General features: G+C 43.5%; 13 protein-coding genes. 1 reads left to right on the forward strand and 12 read right to left on the reverse strand.

Annotated elements, in window-relative coordinates:
- Positions 1-13: 13 nt before the first annotated feature.
- Genes R8G66_19695 through mraZ form a run of 12 tightly spaced genes read right to left on the reverse strand, consistent with a single transcriptional unit; the run spans position 14 to position 12,634 of the window.
- A complete protein-coding gene (locus R8G66_19695) occupies positions 14-769 on the reverse strand; it encodes a cell division protein FtsQ (GenBank protein ID MDW3194611.1) in 756 nt (251 codons plus the stop codon).
- Positions 759-2,141, reverse strand: a complete 1,383-nt coding sequence (gene murC, locus R8G66_19700; GenBank protein ID MDW3194612.1) for a UDP-N-acetylmuramate--L-alanine ligase — start codon at positions 2,139-2,141, stop codon at positions 759-761. The genes R8G66_19695 and murC overlap by 11 nt, the downstream gene beginning before the upstream one ends.
- Positions 2,138-3,244 (reverse strand): undecaprenyldiphospho-muramoylpentapeptide beta-N-acetylglucosaminyltransferase, encoded by a 1,107-nt coding sequence (gene murG, locus R8G66_19705; GenBank protein ID MDW3194613.1) that lies wholly within the window; start codon positions 3,242-3,244, stop codon positions 2,138-2,140. Before murG ends, murC begins: the two co-directional genes overlap by 4 nt.
- 3 nt (positions 3,245-3,247) lie before the next feature.
- The gene (locus R8G66_19710; GenBank protein MDW3194614.1) at positions 3,248-4,411 is read right to left on the reverse strand and encodes an FtsW/RodA/SpoVE family cell cycle protein; all 1,164 of its coding nucleotides are present in this window, start codon (positions 4,409-4,411) and stop codon (positions 3,248-3,250) included.
- Positions 4,408-5,772, reverse strand: a complete 1,365-nt coding sequence (gene murD, locus R8G66_19715; GenBank protein ID MDW3194615.1) for a UDP-N-acetylmuramoyl-L-alanine--D-glutamate ligase — start codon at positions 5,770-5,772, stop codon at positions 4,408-4,410. Before murD ends, R8G66_19710 begins: the two co-directional genes overlap by 4 nt.
- Before the next feature lie 2 nt (positions 5,773-5,774).
- Positions 5,775-6,152 (reverse strand): hypothetical protein, encoded by a 378-nt coding sequence (locus R8G66_19720; protein ID MDW3194616.1) that lies wholly within the window; start codon positions 6,150-6,152, stop codon positions 5,775-5,777.
- A gap of 29 nt (positions 6,153-6,181) precedes the next feature.
- Entirely contained in the window at positions 6,182-7,363 is a 1,182-nt protein-coding gene (gene mraY, locus R8G66_19725; GenBank protein MDW3194617.1) for a phospho-N-acetylmuramoyl-pentapeptide-transferase, read from the reverse strand.
- Positions 7,363-8,820 (reverse strand): UDP-N-acetylmuramoyl-L-alanyl-D-glutamate--2,6-diaminopimelate ligase, encoded by a 1,458-nt coding sequence (locus R8G66_19730; protein MDW3194618.1) that lies wholly within the window; start codon positions 8,818-8,820, stop codon positions 7,363-7,365. The genes mraY and R8G66_19730 overlap by 1 nt, the downstream gene beginning before the upstream one ends.
- Entirely contained in the window at positions 8,813-10,915 is a 2,103-nt protein-coding gene (locus R8G66_19735) for a penicillin-binding protein (GenBank protein MDW3194619.1), read from the reverse strand. The genes R8G66_19730 and R8G66_19735 overlap by 8 nt, the downstream gene beginning before the upstream one ends.
- Complete coding sequence (locus R8G66_19740) at positions 10,912-11,274, reverse strand: FtsL-like putative cell division protein (protein MDW3194620.1); 363 nt, start codon at positions 11,272-11,274, stop codon at positions 10,912-10,914. Before R8G66_19740 ends, R8G66_19735 begins: the two co-directional genes overlap by 4 nt.
- Positions 11,255-12,187, reverse strand: a complete 933-nt coding sequence (gene rsmH, locus R8G66_19745) for a 16S rRNA (cytosine(1402)-N(4))-methyltransferase RsmH (protein MDW3194621.1) — start codon at positions 12,185-12,187, stop codon at positions 11,255-11,257. Before rsmH ends, R8G66_19740 begins: the two co-directional genes overlap by 20 nt.
- 6 nt (positions 12,188-12,193) lie before the next feature.
- Positions 12,194-12,634 carry a division/cell wall cluster transcriptional repressor MraZ gene (gene mraZ, locus R8G66_19750; protein MDW3194622.1) on the reverse strand — a complete coding sequence of 147 codons (441 nt, stop codon included), beginning with the start codon at positions 12,632-12,634 and terminating at the stop codon, positions 12,194-12,196.
- Between the two features lie 462 nt (positions 12,635-13,096).
- Between mraZ and R8G66_19755 the strand changes: the two genes are divergently transcribed.
- On the forward strand, positions 13,097-19,933 hold the full coding sequence (locus tag R8G66_19755) for a BACON domain-containing carbohydrate-binding protein (GenBank protein ID MDW3194623.1): 6,837 nt from the start codon (positions 13,097-13,099) through the stop codon (positions 19,931-19,933).
- The last annotated feature ends 28 nt before the right edge of the window (positions 19,934-19,961 follow it).

A 19,961-nucleotide genomic window follows, 5' to 3' on the forward strand; every position in this document is an offset into this window, starting at 1 on the left:
CGCAAATAGCGTCCTATTCGCAGACAATTTGATCTTTAAATTTTAAGTTAACCAGCGAGTAAGTGTTCCATCCCTTGTTGGGAAGTATTTCCTTGTAAAAAACCTCTAATTTCTTAAATTTTTTCGCGAGATCAGAGGGCTTTCCAAAGAGAATTTTTTGCTTCGTGATTTGGGGCAACATCGTAATCTCTCCGCTACCTTCAAATACCAAATGTGCGATCTGTGCTTTCCAAAATTCATCCGCATCTATAAAGCGCAGTAACTCAAAGAGATCAGCCCCTTCTTCGGTGGATGTGATGCCATTTTTCAGGTCAATTTTCTTCTCAATTTCGATCAAAGGCACTCTTGCCGTGTGCTTCCCATTGATTGGCAAAACCAGTCCTCGATCGTCGATGTATTTATCGGCTCCATAAGGATCGTAAATCCGTGCAATAGGTCGGGCCTGCTCGACATTCACCACGATATTCCCTTTCAGATCGTAGAAAATCTGCGCATCTGCCACAAAAGCATGAGCTTCCACCCTACTTTCCAGCAATTTCAAATCAATATCTCCGATCCGTGACCCAAGCACATAATCCGTGTTTTGAGCATTCATCAATCCTAACACTTCAGGTTGATCAATGAAATAATTCCCTTTTTCCTGTTCAATGTTGATCAACACATCGTGGATCACTCTCCGTGAATGCTTCACACTACTGAAGCTGATCAAACCCAGCAACAGGGTGCATGAAATACTTATGGTCAATATGGTTTTTAAACTAACGCTCAACAGTTTCTTTGTTTTCTAAATACCTTTTGATTTTTGGCACCAGTTGGTCAATATCACCTGCACCTACCGTCACCAATACTTCTAACTCTTCATTGGCCAATGCTTCAGGAAAATCAGCCTTCTTCATCATTCGCTTTCCTGTGGTGATCTGATCAAATATGATCTGTGAAGTAATGCCAGGTATAGGCTCCTCCCTCGCTGGATAGATCGGCAGCATGATCACTTCATCTGCAATTGACAGACTGGAGCTGAATCCTTTCTGAAAATCCCGGGTTCTAGTGAACAGATGAGGCTGAAAAATCGCCGTTATCTTTTTGCCTGGATACAAGAAACGTACAGAATTTAACAACGCTTCAATTTCCGTTGGGTGATGGGCATAGTCATCGATGTACACACCCGCTTCTCCACGGTAGATGTACTCAAACCTTCTCTTCACACCACGATAAGAAGACATCCTTTCTTTGACGGCTTCCGGTGACATGCCCAGGTCCAGTGCTACGGTAATCGCGGCAATCGCATTCGAAATATTATGGTAGCCCGGAAGTTGTAAGTGAATGTCCGTTATTTCCTGCTTGCCCCGGTAGTCAAATAAGTTATAGCCATCCTGGACTGAGAGGTTGGCAGCGGTAATGTCCGCTCCCTCCAGACCAAATGATTGATAATCAAGATCATCAAGTTCGCCATCCAACTGGCGAACCGTATCAATATGGAGTAAAATCTTTGCTTCATGGTTTAATGAGAGAAATTCTTTGTATGTCTGTAGCATGGTGGATTCGTCACCATAGATATCCAGGTGATCGGGATCCAATGAAGTCAGTATGGTATGGTTGGGATACAACCGCAGGAAGGAACGATCAAATTCGTCAGCCTCCGCCACTACCGGGGAATCAGGTCCACCCATGATCAAATTAGAGGCATAGTTGGTCATGATTCCGCCTACAAAGGCAGAAGTACCTTTCTCAGATCCTGCAAGCAGATGTGCCACCATAGAAGAAGTAGTCGTCTTCCCGTGGGTACCTCCTACCGCAACTGTGTAGTGATCCCTGGTAATGATGCCCAGTACCTCCGAACGCTTTTTCACCTGAAATTCGTTCGTGAGAAAATAAGATAGCTCTGAATGTCCTTCAGGTATAGCCGGTGTATACACGACCAGCGTGTTGCTATTATCTTGAAAGTCTTCGGTAATGAATTGGGTATTGTCCTCATAATGAACAGCTATCCCTTCTTCCACCAGCTTTCTAGTCAATGGCGTTTCTGCCCGGTCATAGCCAGCTACTTGAGCCCCACGTTCTTTGAACCACCTGGCTATAGCACTCATACCAATCCCTCCGATCCCTACAAAATAGACGCTATGGATATTCGCCAAATTCATACAGCCATTTTGATTACTTCGTTAGCGATATCATAAGCAGCCTTGGGTTTCGCCAGGGCACCTATTTGTGTTTTCAATGACGCCAATTTCGCCTCGTCCTGCAATGTTTTCAAGGCAGTCGGAATCAATTCATTTTCAGCTTCTGCATCTTTCACCATCACTGCAGCTTCCTTTTTCACCAATGCTTTTGCATTTAAAGTCTGGTGGTCTTCCGCCACATTGGGTGAAGGCACCAATATGGTCGCTTTTCCCATGATCATTAACTCCGCAATAGAAAGTGCCCCCGCTCTGGAGATGACCAGATCCGCCACATTGTACGCATATTGCATTTCACGAATGAAGTCATGAATTCTGATCCCTGGATAATCATCACGATCTAATTGTTCCACAATGTTCTGGTGATAAAATCCGCCTGTCTGCCAAACCACTTGCACATCGTTGGACTTAAGTGCATCCAGGTGTTTCAGGATGCTCTGATTGATGGTCCGAGCTCCTAAACTTCCTCCTAGTGCTAAAATGGTTTTCTTATTAGGATCTAAGTTGAAGTATCCAAACGCCGCATCTCTATTCTCTTGCTGGATATCTAGCCGGACCGGATTTCCAGTCAACACCAGTTTATCCTTTGGAAAGTATTTTTCAAGGCCATCGTAAGCCACACATATCTTATCGACTCGCTTGGAAAGCCATTTATTGGTCAAGCCTGCATATGAATTCTGCTCCTGGATCAAAGTGGGGATCTTTCTACGAGTCGCCGCATACAACAGGGGCCCACTGGCATAGCCTCCCACCCCAATCACTACATCCGGATTGAATTCCCGGATCAATCGGAAGGATTTTCTGATGCTCGCAATCACTTTGAAAGGAAGCGATAGATTGTCCACAGTGATCTTTCTTTGAATCCCACTGATCCAAAGGCCTTCTATCTTAAATCCAGCTTCCGGAACTTTCTTCATCTCCATTCTTCCTTCTGCGCCAACAAAAAGAATCTCGACATTGGCCAAGGTTGCCTTTAACGCCTGGGCAATGGAAATAGCAGGATAGATGTGCCCGCCGGTGCCGCCGCCACTGATCATAAAACGATATGTTCGCTTTTCTTCACTCATGACTTAGGCCGCTTCGGGCACCTCCTCTCTTATTGCGTTTTCCAGTTTATCATCTTCTGTATCGATTTTACCCCTGCTTACACTGATCACAATACCCAGTGCGAGTCCCATGAACAGCTGAGAGGTACCCCCCATACTGAGTAAGGGCAAAGGCAAACCTGTTACTGGTCCTAATCCCACGGCTACACCCATATTCACCATGGCTTGAAGCACCAGGGCAAACGTGAGTGCCGAAGACAGCAGCCCTCCGAAGGGTCGTTCACTATTAAAAGTGGCTTTCATCCCACGATACAGTAATGTGAGATAAAGCAACAGGACGAACAGTCCTCCCAACAAACCATACTCTTCCAAAATGATCGCATACACGAAATCTGAATATGGATGTGGCAGGTAATTTCTTTGGTCACTTTGTCCAGGACCTTTGCCGAAGATACCTCCGGTGGCAATTGCTACATAGGCTTGCTGTGACTGGAACGATTGCTCCTGATTCATGAATTTCTCTACCCGACTGATCACCGTCGGTCCACGCTGCCCGATGAAGATGGCAGCAGTTCCCGCCAATGCACCAATCATGACCAACAAGACCAAATATCTGATGGGTACCCTTCCCAGAAAGAGCAATAGCATACAGGTGAAAAACAGCAAAATTGCTGTTGAAAAATTGGTCATGGCAATCAAACCACAGATCAAACCAATCCAGACTAACATTGGAATGATGGCCTTTTTAAAATCATCAATGTCCGCCTGCTTTTTGGTCAACATACTGGCCAGCGTGATCAGTAAAGCCAGTTTGGCCAGATCGGAGGGCTGAAATGCCTGATTGATGATCGGGATCGTGATCCATCGGGAAGCTTCATTGATGTTCGTTCCAAACAACCAGGTGAAAAGCAATAGCGGAACCGAGATCCACAGCAAGAATCGCGAGATCTTTGCATAGTATCGATAGTCGACTTTATGCGCGAGCCATACGGCAAACAAACTGATTAGCACCAACGCAGAATGTTTGATTAAGTAATATTCTGTGTTGCCATCCATCATCTTGTACGCCAAACTTCCCGTAGCACTGTACACCACCACGATACTGAATAACGACAACAGGAAAACGACCAACCAAATGACCGGATCTCCTTTTAAGTTTCGATATGCCCAATCTTTTACCACGTTCATGCCTTCGTGTTTTCTTTTATTGCTAATGCGTTGACTGCTTTTTTGAAGCAATCTCCTCTGTGTTCATAATTCTTAAAGCGATCGAAACTTGCACAAGCTGGTGAAAGCAACACCACATCTCCTTCTTCGGCCAATTCGGACGCTAAGGCAATTGCTTTTTTCATGGAAGTGGTTTCTTCAATTTCCAGCTTCCTTTCAAAAGCATTAATCAATGGTGTATTATCCTCTCCGATACAAATCAGTTTTTTTGCTTTCTCAGAAGCAATGGAAACGATCGGATCATAATCGTTGCCTTTGTCGGTCCCACCTGCAATCCAAATGATCGGTTGATTAATCCCGTCCAAGGCATAGGAAACTGCATCGACATTGGTGGCTTTAGAATCATTGATATATCGGACTCCATTGACCTCCCGCACCACTTCCAGCCGATGGGGAGCATTCTTAAATGTCTTCAGCGCTTTCAGGATTTTATCAATGCTCACATCGAAGTGAAGACCCGAGAGTACTGCTGCCATCGTATTGATCATGTTATGACGTCCGATCAACGCTATTTCCGCCTGTGGAATGGCATGGTACTCGCCTGAATTGGCAAAATTCAAATCAAATCTTAAATGTTCCCGATCAATGTAAGCAGCCGAATTTTCCTGCTTAGAGGCAGAAACCGCAAACAAACACGCTTCTACTTTTCGTTTGGCCAGTTCTTCATTAACTGGCTCGCAATCTGAGCAATAGATCAGGCACTCGTCCTTGGTCAGGTTCTCCGTGATCCGGAATTTCGAATTGACGTACTTGTTAAAGTCGTGATCATATCGATCCAGGTGGTCTGGGGTTATGTTGAGCAATACCGCCACATCCGGCTTGAATGAAATGATCCCATCTAATTGGAAGCTACTCACCTCTACCACATAGTAATCATACCCTCCTTCCGCGACCAATTTGGCAAAGCTTACGCCTATATTACCCCCTAATGCCACTTTCAGACCTGCAGTCTTTAGCAAATGATAAGCCAACAAAGTCGTAGTGGTCTTTCCATTGGTCCCTGTGATGGCAATCACTTTTTCCTGCTCCAGAAATCGATAGGCAAACTCAATCTCTGAGATCACAGGCGTCCCTTCTTCAAGGAATTTTCTTACTACTGGCACTTTTTCGGGGATACCAGGGCTTTTTACCACCAATTCCGCATCCTCAATAGCTGAAGTATGTCCACCTTCTTCGAAAGCAATGGACTCCTCGTTGAAAAATGCTTTGATTTCCTCACTGATCATACCAAAATCAGAAACGAAAACATCGTACCCCTTCTGTTTGCCCAGAATGGCAGCTCCGATTCCGCTTTCTCCTGCTCCTAATATGACCAGCTTCATTGTCATCCTTTTACGTTTTGGCTCTTGATGAATTGATTCACCACCTGATCACTGCTAATCGAATACATGGATAGTAAATCATATCCCGATTTGATGAAAGTATCCACTGCACGAATCTTCATCACATTGTTCAGATCATGCAATCGGTCCAATTCGAAAACCAGATCATTCATTACCTCTTCCAAACTCTCCAAGGCTGACCAGAAGGTGCGCTCATTTTTAGCGTTGAGGAGTCGGACAAACAAGCGATGAATCTGCCCGGCACTCCTTTTGAGTAACGTCGCAAATTCCATCACATCAGCCTTGGGAATCAGCTCTGTGAGTCCCAATGCACGATCCTGAAATCGCTGGTTTTGTTTTTCAATTTGATCTAAAGTCATAATCCAGGCGTTTAAGTCTCTTTAAGCATTTATCTCAGTTTCAAAGTAGCCAGCGTGAAAATGGCCAGCAGGATCCCTACGATCCAAAACCTCGTCACAATCTTGGCTTCTGCTAATTTTTTCTTTTGATAATGGTGATGTAATGGCGACATCAAAAACACGCGCCTTCCTTCACCGTATTTCTTTTTGGTGTATTTGAACCACGACACCTGTACGATCACAGATACCAGTTCTACCAGGAAAATCCCGCATAGAATAGGGATTAACAATTCTTTTCGGATTACTAAAGCCAGTACAGCAATTATTCCACCCAATGACAAGCTCCCTGTATCTCCCATGAATACCTGCGCCGGATAAGCATTGTACCAGAGGAAACCGACACAAGCACCTACAAACGCGGTACAAAAGATTACCAGCTCACCCGAATTAGGGATGTACATGATATTGAGATAATCTGCGAAAATGGCGTTTCCAGAGAGGTAAGCGAAAATGGCTAGAGTTAAGCCAATGATGGCTGAAGTACCAGCCGCAAGGCCGTCTATTCCATCTGTAATATTGGCACCATTCGATACTGCTGTAACAATAAAAATGATCAGTCCGATGTACAATACCCAGGTATAATCCGCCAGAAATCCAGGCAGTAACCAATTGTATTGAAACTCATTATCCTTGAAAAAAGGAATGGTTGTCAACAATGCTTTTTTATCCTCGAAAGAACCATCAGCAATAAACTCACGTACCACAACATCGTCATGAAAGACCATGACCAGCCCTACTAATAATCCAAGGCCTACCTGGCCGACCACTTTGAATTTACCTCGCAGGCCTTCTTTGTTTTTGCGCTTGATCTTCAGATAATCATCCAGGAATCCAATGACCCCCATCCAAAGTGCCGCAATGATCAAAAGAATGATGTACACGTTTCCAATCCGGGCAAAAAGGATCGTGGGTAATACAATCGCAAGGATGATGATGATCCCGCCCATGGTAGGTGTCCCTTGCTTCTCCATCTGCCCCTCCAACCCCAGGTCACGAATGGACTCCCCAACCTGATAATTCTGAAGTTTCTTGATCAGGGTTTTCCCGAAGAAAATGGTAATCAGCAAAGAGACAATTGCCGCCATACCCGCACGGAAAGAGATATACTGAAACACCCCTGCCCCAATCAGATCAAATTTTTGCTCCAAAAAATCAAACAGGTAATAGAGCATTATTGGTCATTTAGTATTTGGTTCAAAATCTCTTTATCGTCAAAGGGCATTCGCTCCCCATTGATCTCCTGATAATTTTCATGGCCTTTGCCCGCCACCAGAATGATGTCCTGCTCTGTGGCCAGGTTACATGCCACCCGAATTGCTTCTTTGCGATCGGTCACTTTCATCGTCTTACGCTCCTCTGATTTGGGCACTCCCTGCATCATGTCCACAAGAATCAATTCCGGATCTTCCGTTCGTGGATTATCCGACGTAAGGATCACTTTATCACTAAACTTTGTAGCAATCCTTGCCATTTCAGGCCGCTTCTCTTTGTCTCTGTCTCCCCCACAGCCTACCACCGTGATCAACGTCTCATTTCGGGTTCGAACCCCTGTAATCGTGTTCAATACATTTTCCAGGGCATCTGGTGTATGTGCATAATCCACGATAGCTGTTACGCCTTGTCCGTTAGGCACTTGTTCGAATCGACCTCTGGCACTATCCAAACTAGAAAGCGCTGCCAAAATCGCATCCGCGTCCTCACCTAATTCTACAGCTACTGCATAAGCAACCAACAGGTTGTAGGCATTGAATTTCCCGATCAATCGACACCATACTTCTCTATCGTCAAGGTTGAGTTGCAGCCCTTGCAGCGAATCCGAAAGGATCTTCCCTTTATAATCGGCTACTGATTTAATGCCATAGGTATATTTGGAGGCCCTGGTATTCTGTAGCATGACCATGCCCCGCTTATCGTCCACATTGGTGAGTGCAAAAGCTCGCTTACTCAACCCATCAAACAACAGTTTTTTTGCAGCGATATAGTTATCGAAAGTCTTGTGGTAATCCAGGTGGTCGTGAGAGATGTTGGTAAATACACCTCCGGCAAAATCGATCGCTTCTACCCTTCCTTGAATCAAGGCATGCGAGCTTACTTCCATGAAGCAATGTGTTACCCCCTTTTCCACCATGTCATGCAGCAACTCATTGAGTTGTAGGGCGTCGGGGGTTGTGAAGCTTGAAGGCAAAACCAGTCCATCAATCTTGTTTTCCACGGTAGACAAAAGCCCTGCTTTATAGCCTAAATGCTGAAATAAATCATATAACAAAGTCGCTGTAGTGGTCTTCCCATTCGTCCCAGTGACACCTATCAGTTTCAACTTTGTAGAAGGATGATCGTAATAATTATCAGCTATTACCCCTAGGGCTTTACTACTATCATTGGACTGAACGTAGGTCACACCTTCCTTCATCTCTTGAGGTAGCTCCTCACAGACGATGGCAATGGCACCTGCAGCGATAGACTGATCAATGAAGTTGTGTCCATCAACAGTCAACCCTCTGATCGCAACGAATAGGAAGCCTTCTTTCACCTGACGTGAATCAAAAGCCAGACCTGAGATAACCATATCCCGGTTCCCTTCAATGGCCACGAGGCCCACACTGTACAATATGTCTTTCAGGTTAGCCAAGAGTCAATTTGATTTTGGTGCTTTCATTCACTTTGGTACCGGGAAGCAAGGATTGGGTACTCACGCGGCCACGGCCTTTGCTCTGTACCTGAATGCCCAGATTCTCTAACACAAACAACGCGTCTCGTAAGGTCATGCCGCGAACGTCTGGTACTTTTTGTCCTTGCACTTCATTGGGTGTCCAATAGACTGCCTGCCCAGAAACTTTGGTCTGAACCCAGTTTTCCACTGCAGCCTGCGAATGATTGGAGATTCCCAATTCATTGCACAGGTATTTAAGGTCATCGTGATTTCCTGATCGGATCACTGGAAAAACACCAGCAAATTCTTGTTGTGAAGGTGTCATGAAATCGTGCAGATCCACTTCCAGCGCTGCGATTTTATCAACAATGTCCTTGAACACGGGAGCAGCCACGTCACCTCCGTAAATGTTGTACCCCTTAGGATTGTCAATGACCACAATACAGCTGTAGCGTGGCTCCGCCGCCGGGAAATAACCGGCAAAAGATGTGTAGTACTGATTCACGTACTTTCCGTGCTTTACTTTCTTCGCCGTACCTGTCTTACCTGCGATCTGGTATTGGCTATCGAAAATATTCTTGGCTGTCCCTCGTGAAACAACACCTTCTAACATGGCACGCACCTTGGCTAGCGTACTTTTGGAACATATCTTATCATTCAGCACTTTGGTATCGAACTGCTCGATGATCTTGTCCGCCTTTCGTACTGATTTTACGATTATTGGCTGCACCATTTTTCCATCATTGGCTACCGCATTGAACAATGTGAGGGTTTGTAATGGCGTCATCTTCAATTCATAACCATGCGCCATCCACGGCAAGGTGGTCCCACTCCATGTAGAATCACTTGGCGTTTTAATGTAAGGCTTTCCTTCTCCAACCATTTGGAAACCAAGTGGTTGAGACAAACCCATTTGATTCAGATAGCTGATAAATTTCTGTGGATTACTATTAAAGTGGTGACTGATCAATTTGGCTGTCCCGATGTTGGAAGACTTCTCGAAAACTTCCTGCACTGTCAGCACGCCATAACCTCCAGGCTTATGATCCTTCATCACTTCATCGAAAAAGTGGTAGACACCATTTCCAGTATGCACGGTATCACTAAGCGCAATGTTCTTCTCCTCAAACAGCGCAATCATGCTGGCGAGCTTGAAGGTTGAACCTGGTTCCCTTGAACCATTACCTCCTACGGCATAGTTGTAGGTTTCAAAATAATTTCCACTGTTATTTCTTGACAGGTTGGACATGGCTTTGATCTCGCCAGTCGACACTTCCATCAGTACGGCCACACCATAATCCGCCTTATGCCTGGTCAATGCATTCAAAAGCGCGTCTTCTGTGATGTCCTGCAGGTTGACATTCAGTGTGGTTTCAATGTCCAGGCCATCTACGGGCGCTACTTCCGAACCATCAAATACGGGTCTTTGGCCACCACCGACCATCTTTTGATAAAGTGCTTTTCCGTCCCTTCCCGCTAGCTGTCGATTGAAACTGTACTCCAATCCTACGGTACCTCGATTATCGTCATTGACACGTCCTACTGTACGGTAGCCTAAACGCGAAAAAGGTAGCTTTCTCTTTTCTACCTTTTCAAAAATGATTCCTCCACGAAGCTGGCCTTTCCTGAAGATCGGCCAATCTTCCATCATCTTCTTTTCCTGGTAGCCGATCTCTCGCCGGTTTAGCACCAGATACTGCCGTTTCTGTTTCCTGGCATCCAGAATTTTCTTTTTGTACTGATACCTGGATTGGTCCTTGTAAAAGCGGGATAGTAAGATGGAAAGTGAATCAACTTTCTGATTCATCAATTCGTCTGTGGCCACCATCGGGTCCATGGCCACTTTATAATAAGGCAAGGAGGTGGCTAGCAAGCTCCCATTGTCGGAATAGATATTTCCTCGGGTTGCCGGGATTTTTTCCACACTCAGGCTCAATTGATCACCGAGTTTTCTCCATTTATCACCCTGCACAAATTGAACAGTTGCCAATCGATAGACAATCGCTAATGAAAATAGAAAAACCACCAAAAAGGAGATTCTTACGCGAATCAATATGGACTTCTTGATGCTCATTCTTCGATCTGTCTCACTTTAGTAGGTGCTTCTTTAGGAGCGACCAATCCAATTCTCTGGGCTTGTTTCGCTACTTCAGATTGTTTGCTGGCTAGCATAAACTCTGCCTTCAGCGAAATAAAATCCGCCTGAAGATCATTGACCTGTGTTTCCAGCTGTGTAATGTTTCTGATTTTCTTTTCAGAAAGGTGTCGGTTACCTATGTAGACCACACTGAGCAGTGTGATGAATAGGATTTGAGGCATGAACCGAACGTGGATCACCTCCGCCATCGTGGTATCGATGCGTAAAAACTTCTCCAACCATGAAAAAATCCCGGCAGGTTCGTTATTGGGTAATTTATAAGTGTTCGTTGCCATTTCTTTTTTCTGCTATTCTCAACTTCGCACTGCGCGATCGGTTATTTACATTTATCTCCTCCTCTGTCGGCACAATCGGCTTTCGGTTGACCGGATCGAGCGGCCTAAGCAGGTTCCCATAAAAATCTTTTTCCTGTTTCCCTTTGAAGTTGCCCGTGTTCACAAAATTTTTCACCAGCCTGTCTTCCAGGGAATGGTAACTGATCACCACTAAACGTCCTCCTGGCTTTAGCACTTCCTCGGATTGCTCCAACAATTCCTTCACCACTCCCATCTCATCATTCACCTCAATTCGGATGGCCTGATAGAGTTGTGCCAGGTATTTTACTTCCTTTCCTTTTGGTGCCACTTGTAAGGCCGCCTCTTTCAATTGCTCCGTGCGCTCCAGTTTGTTTTCCGTTCTTGCCTGGATGATCCTGGAGGCTAGTGTCCGGGCGTTTTTAATTTCACCGTAGGCACTCAATAAATGGATCAGATCAGCCTCACTACTTTCATTGATCACTTCAATGGCCGTTTTGCGTTGACGTTGATCCATCCGCATGTCTAGCATACTTTCGAAACGGGTAGAAAAACCACGCTCCGCCTGGTCAAACTGATGAAAAGAGACACCCAGGTCAGCCAAAATGCCGTCGACTTGCGTAACTCCGTGAAACCTCAGGTACTTTTTCAGGTGCCTGAAATTGGATTCGATAAATGTGAAAGAACGATCCCGCTTGTCCTCCAGCAGAGGCTTTGCGTTGGCCTTTGCATCAGCATCCTGATCAAAGACGAGTAATTTTCCGGTTGTGAGTTGGTCAAAAATGGCCTTAGAGTGGCCTCCTCCTCCGAAGGTCACATCTACATAAGTACCTTCCGGATCAATGTTTAGCCCGGTCATGCACTCTTCCAATAGCGCTGGAACATGATACTCCATTGCTTATTATTCGTCGAGGTATTTCTGAGCCAACTCGGACATATCTGCATCCGGAATGGACTCACTCTCAAGTACCTCCGGATTCCATATTTCAATATAGTTGCCCACGCCAATCAGTAACGCTTCTTTTTCGATGCTGGCATGAGCAAGCATAGCTTTCGGGATCAAAATCCTACCCGCACTGTCCAGCTCTACCTGGGCTATGCTCTTGAAAAACATTCTCTTCAGTCTTCTTTGCTCGGGGTTAAAATCACTAAGAGCAGATATCCGATTATGAAGCTTCTTATACTCCAACATTGGATATAACGTGAGATTAGACTCAAAGCCCTTTCTCAGGACGAGCTCGTTGGAAGAAACCTCGGGGAGATTAGCCTTAATCTTTGCAGGTAAGACTAACCTCCCCTTAGTATCCAACTTACACTCAAACTCGCTTGTAAAAAACGCCATATGAGCCTAAAAAATATAAACCACCGATGCTAAGATAGACAAAATCAAACATTTTACACCACTTTCCCCCACTTCATCACACTAATTTTCCATTATAACTCAAAAACAGCAAAATATTGTGTTAAATCAGTGATAAAAGCACACTTAGCTAAATGGGCATATATGAGGCAGTTAGCTCAAAAGCAGCCTAAAAGTGATGATTTTAAATAATTTTCACCACATTTCTAAAAGTGGTGGGGAAAAGTGGGGATTTTGGGGAGTTTTAGGAAAAGGTGGGGAATGTGGTGCAGAAAGAACTGAGATTATCATACCTGTAAAGCTATAATCACCTCCAATTGCCCATCAGCAGATCAGATTTAAATCAATAAAATTTTTAAGAGACGGTTTCGTTTCGTAAATTTTGAATGAAATGCATTGAATAACTGCCTCCATAAGAAGGCTTCTTTTAAACAACCTTCTCATATGACCACCAAAACCACCTTGATTTTCGTGCTATTAAGCATGCATTTCATTGCGCATTCTCAATCTGATTTTTTCCCACTAATCAGGGATGTAGATCCGAAAAAAGGAGAACCAGGCGAAGAAATTTCTCTTGAATCACGTCAATATTATGACGGTTCAAGCACTTCAACCTTAGAGGTCCAAATGGCTTACTACCTATCAAATGACCTCATATGGGATAACGGAGATAAATATTTGGGGAAAAGTACATCAACACTATCTGTAAACGATCAGTATGACGATGAAAATTATGAATTTACAGTCCCTGATGATCTTCGTGCAGGAAATTGGTACATTCTTTTTGTGGCGGATTATAATGATCGTTATTCGGAATCAAGAGAAGACAATAATATCTCGGCCGCCAGTTTCGAAATAGAGGGAATAAATGATGTCAGAACGTCTGACGAAGAAATATCGCCCACAACTACTTACCCTGGAAGTACTGTCAAGGCCACTTGTGAACACAAATACGAAGGCAACCTGAATAGATCTGATTTACCGGACATTTCTTTAGGCTTTTATCTTTCGACAGATGATGATTACGATGAAAACGATCTACTCTTAGGGGAATTGGATTCAGGTCTCGGACTCGATGATAAAAAGGATAATGAAGAATTGAACCTGACTATTCCTTCCGATACACCTCCGGGGAAATACTACATTATCTTTTACTCTGACTACAAAAAACAAGTAGAAGAGACGAGCGAGACCAACAATATTGATGATGTCGAAATCAACATTTTACCCATTCCTGAACTCAACGTTTCTCCAACCTTTATTCAAGCAGCCAGTTCAGGTGAAACAAGAGCCATCTCACTCAATTCTAATGTGTCCTGGACAGCAGCTAGTAATGTTTCCTGGATTTCAATCGATCCTTCTTCAGGCACTTCAGGCAGTCAAAATATCTTACTTAATATTGCGGAAAACTCTGAAACTACGGATCGTAGCGCAGAACTTACTTTCATCGGTGGAGGACTCACTCGGAAAGTCATTTTACAGCAATCAGCACCGGAGTTAGATATATCTCCCTCAAACATTCAAGTCTCTAGCTCCAGTGGAATACAAACTCTTTCCCTTACTTCAAACATAGCATGGACTGCTTCTACCAATATTTCGTGGCTTTCTATTGATCCTTCTTCAGGCTCTTCAGGCTATCAAAATATCTCTCTGAATATTTCAGAAAACATTGAAACTACGGATCGCAGTGCAGAACTAACTTTTATTGGAGGGGGGCTTTCTCGGAAAGTTACTGTACAGCAATCAGCCTTTGAGCCGGAACTGGAAGTTTCCCCGGCAACCATTGAAGCGTCCAGTTCAGGTGGGACTGAAACAATCGTTGTTTCCTCCAACCTATCATGGACTGCTTCAACTAGTGTTTCCTGGATTTCAATTGATCCTTCCTCGGGCTCTTCAGGCGATCAAAATATCTCTCTGAATATTTCAGAAAACTCTGAAACTACGGATCGCAGTGCAGAACTTACTATCACTGGTGGAGACCTGACTCAGATTGTGACCATACAGCAATCGGCCTTTGAGCCAGAACTGAAAGTTTCCCCGACAACCCTTGAAGTATCCAGTTCAGGTGGAACAGAAACAATCGTTGTTACCTCCAACTTATCATGGGCTGCTTCGGCCAATGTTTCCTGGATTTCAATTAATCCTTCCTCGGGCTCTTCAGGCGATCAAAATATCTCTCTGAATATTTCAGAAAACTCTGAAACTACGGATCGCAGTGCAGAACTTACTATCACTGGTGGAGACCTGACTCAGATTGTGACCATACAGCAATCGGCCTTTGAGCCAGAACTGAAAGTTTCCCCGACAACCCTTGAAGTATCCAGTTCAGGTGGAACAGAAACAATCGTTGTTACCTCCAACTTATCATGGGCTGCTTCGGCCAATGTTTCCTGGATTTCAATTAATCCTTCCTCGGGCTCTTCAGGCGATCAAAATATCTCTCTGAATATTTCAGAAAACTCTGAAACTACGGATCGCAGTGCAGAACTTACTTTCACCGGTGGAGACCTGACTCAGATTGTGACCATACAGCAATCGGCTTTTGCACCAGAACTTTCTATATCACCTTCTAGCCTAACTTTTAGCCAATCGGGCGGAACGGAATCTTTTGACATCACATCTAATGTATCATGGACACTGAATCATGATAATGAGTGGCTTACGATCAGTGAGACCTCAGGAACCGGCAACCAGTCAATTGAGGTCACTGCTGAATCAAATCCAGATGAAAACGAAAGACAAGGAACAATAACGATATCTGGTGATGGGCTGAGTTCATCACTCTCAATTGATCAAGCGGGTATGACAACAATCCCTGAAATTTCCGTAGATCCGGAGACGTTAAATTTTGAAGCCACCTCGTCAAGTCAAACCTTCGAAATTACATCAAACGTGAATTGGGAAATTAGCAGCTCCGATTCATGGGCTACTTTCACGCCTGACTCTGGAATGGGAAATGAGACCATTTCTGTTACTGTATCAGATAATTCAACAAATTCTTCAAGACAAGCTACTTTGAGCATTACAGGCTCCGGCATTTCTACAACTGTGCAGGTTGAACAAGAACCTACGCCAGAATCTGGCTTTATCACGATAGATCCATCTTCGATTGAAGTAACCTATGAAGAAGGATCGGAATCTGTAGATCTATCGAGTAATATTTCCTGGAGTATCGAGGCAGATTCTAATTGGCTCACCGTATCTCCAACTGAAGGCACTGAAAATGAAGTGATTACCATTTCATTCACAGAAAATGAACTATCCGAAAATCGTACTGCTGTTATCCAAATCAATGGATCTGATTCGGGATCGGATATAAACGAAACTTTGACCTTCACGCAATTACCTAACCCAACACTAACGGTAAATCCTACACATTTGAACTTTGACAGCAAGGGAGGTACTGGTCAATTTGATATCAATACGAATATCTCCTGGAATATTGATGTAAACTTCACGTGGATTTCAATAAGTCCATCAACGGGCACTGGAGATCAAACCGTAACTGCGACCATAGATCAGAACGATAATGAAGACAGTAGATCTGGAGTTGTTACCGTCTATGGAGGTATTGAGCCCATTGAAATCACTGTATCACAAGAAGCAAAGCCTTATCTCGAGATCGATAAAGAGCAGCTGGCATTCGATGCAGAAGCGCAATCGGGCACTTTTACCATCAATTCCAATCTGAACTGGATGATTGAAAATGATATTGACTGGGTCTCTTTTTCAGCACACGAAGGTTCAGGTACTCAAACCATCAACATAGACATAGAAGAGAACAAAGGGTTCAAGGAACGTTCTGAAATGATTGAAGTAACAGGAGATGGTCTGGAAGATCCAGTAGAACTATTGATCACACAAGAAAGACCCGAACAGATAGAGATTGGGTCACTCACGATTTCGGCTGAGACGGTCAAGGAAGATGGAGATATTCTCATGCTTTCCGGAGATGTTAAGGTAAATGACTTTTTGAACCTTGATGGAGAAGTTAGCATTGACACGAAAAATTTATCTATTTCAGGAAATGGAGAGATCTTTCTTGAGAATATCCCCAGAGTAGGACATTATGGTGGGGAAATCAAACTTTACGAGGGGGCTTATCAATTTTCAGTTCAGGAAAACATATTGGATTCGGAGAAATTTCTCAATAAGATCAACGACGGTCTTTACATGGCAGGAATACCATTGCAGATCGGATCTATCACGCTCCAAGCATCTGCTGTTAGCATTGATGGAATTGTTGACTTACCTGATAACATCTTTGGAGAGGACTCTGAAATATTCTTTGAAGAAATCAACATTTCGAAATCTAAAGGTCTTCAGGTTACAGGTGCGTTGAGCATCAATCCAGCATTGCGCCTCTACAAAACCCTTACTTTAGAAAGCGCATTTTTCAACTTTAATACGTCAGAAAATTGCTTTGAAGGTGGTGGAGTTCTGGGATTTAACATGCTGAAAAATGGCATCACACTTGATGCTGCGGTTACCATAAAACAAGGCAAACTAAATTCTGTCTTTGTCGAAATAGAAGCCACACCGGGTATTCCTCTCGGAACCACGGGATTTAGTTTAGCTGGTGGAAATGCCTCACTTGAGAATTTACAAAGTACTCCAATTCGCCTTTCATTGGGTGTGGACATTATTCCTACAGCACAAGGAAATTTCGACATTGTTCGATTAGATAATATGACGGTGACCTATACCTTCAAAACCGAACTTATTGGCTATGGAACAATTCAACTGTTTGGTAAAGATGTAGCAAGTGGTAGCATAACGGTACAACCAGGCCTGATCAATGCAGAAGGCATGATCAACCTGCTGGATATTTTAATAGGACAAAGTGACTTCTCTATTCAACGAATTAATGAAAAATATCATGTTTCAGGTCAATCACGATTGATCATTCAAATTCCAAAATCCAAAGACTTTCCATTGAACCTGGTCTACAAGAAAGCACCATATGAGCTTGGCAGATTTGACACCTACCTTGATAATACTTGTTTTTGTGCCAGAGTGAGGATTGTGAAAATCCCGGTAAATGCATGTATTACCTACGAGAATGGCAAAATTAAATCAGATTTCACCAAAGGCTTTGAATCTAAAAACGGGTCCATTTTCAGCACCAAATCCAGAATTGCCGGAAGCCATCAATTGGAAAACGACCTTGATGCACAAAGAAAGAATCGTCTCGAAGGAAGAAGTATCATTTTCACTCCTCCACCTGGCAGAACTAACGATTTTGTAGAATACTCCTTCACCCTTGATGAAGATGTTCAAAATCTATTTATCCGCGTCGAGGACCTGGAAGATATTCCGAATTTTCAACTGGAATTGCCAAATGGGCAGATAATCGATCAGGATAATGCGGAAGACTTTGACATCACCTATACTGTGTATGAAGAGGGGAATCAAGCCTATTATATCATTTCCAATCCTATTACCGGTGACTTCAAGCTTTATCTGGAACGAATCACCCATGAAATTGATGTCATTGTACAAAGGTTTGGAGCTTCGCTGGAGATTGAAGAGATAGAAAAAAATCCCGAAAGAAAGGAAATCAAAATTAAATGGCGCGACGAAGACCCTGATAGCAATGCCGAAGTGTCCTGGTACTACGATATGGACGCTGAAGGAGCCGATGGATTGTTGATAGAAGGTCCGATCTTTGAAGACGATGAGGCAGACTCAATCAGTTGGAACACTGAATCAGTTCCTCCTGGAGCTTACTACATCTATGGAGTCATAAAGGATTCTGACAATACGCCCATCGCAAAATACGCTGAAGAACCAATCCTTATTGAAAATAACAGTAGCCTGGAAGCTCCCCAAATTTCTGCAACACTCACAGAAGAGGAAAATTTAATGTTAGAATGGGATACAGTTGAAAATGCTCTCGGATATTATGTTTACGTAGGTCAACCAACGCTGGATAATATCCTGATTGATTACAATGTCGGAGACACCACAAGCGTATTATTGCAAGATCTCACACCGGGCAGGTCATATGAAATGGCAGTAACCGCATACGATCTCAATTTAGAAGAATCCAGTTATTCAAATATTCATGAATTGGCATTAATCAGTTCGATTGTAAACAATCCCCCATCAATTTCACTGATATTTTCACCCGAAAACATAAGGTTGGGTCAGGCTTACAGAGCTATTATTCAAACATACGATCCAGATGCAGATTCACTTACTTATCGATTGAAGCATGCCCCTCCCGGAATGGAAGTTACGAGCGATTCCATACATTGGACACCATCAGCACCCGGTGGTTATTCCTTCCAGTTATTCGTTGAGGACGGAAATGATGGAGTCGATTCAATTTCATTGTTCTTCAGTGTTTACGATAGCGAATTATCCGAAGCCAGTTTATCTTTTAATAAGAACATCTATCTACAATCCGAATTAAGCGGATCAATATTCTTAAGTGATCCTGACCTTAATACAGACACTAACCTCCCTGACAGTTATTCATTGAAACTATATTCCAACAGCGATCCTGAAGGAATTAATATTTTGATGACTGAAGATGCACCAAATTCAGCATTTTTCAATGGAGAATTCCATCTGGCCGTTGGTTCAAATGAATCAAATACACAACTGGCCGTCAGTTATTACGACAGCCTGTTTGCTGAATACTTTGATACCTACCCTGAAGAACGGGTCTTAGCTAAAGCAATTTTTGACAACCAACCAGCGTACAACCACTTTCCTACAGGAATTGAATTAATCAAACAACTGGAAATTCTTGTTGACGACCAACTGGAAGTAGGTTGGATCTTGGTGAATGACCCGGATGTCGCAGATGAGCATTCCATTGAACTGGTGCCTGGGGAAGGTGATGACCATAACAGTCGATTTGAAATTAGGGGTGACACGCTTTTGACCATTGGCAATTATCAGGATCTTATTGACCAAGAACTATCAATCAGAATCAACGTCAATGACCAACGAGGGGGCACCTATGAAAATACATTGTCCTTTCAACTTAACTCGATCTCCTTGGTTCTAAGCAGCCCCTACTTGAATAGTAGTTTCAAAATTTATCCAAATCCTGTGACGGAATCCTTAAAGTTGAATATTCCCATCACCATGAAAAAGAGCTTTAATATCAGGCTGTATGACCCAGAGGTTCAACTTATTTTCGATAAAGAATACCGACAAAAAGAAAGGATATCCATAGATGTGCACCATTTAGCTAAGGGCATTTATTATATCCAGGTAAGTTCCGGAGACCGGCAAATAATTAGACGATTTATCAAAGACCATTGAACCCTCGAATTCAACGTCAATCATCAAA

The organism is Cytophagales bacterium (assembly GCA_033344775.1).
Lineage (GTDB): Bacteria > Bacteroidota > Bacteroidia > Cytophagales > Cyclobacteriaceae > JAWPMT01.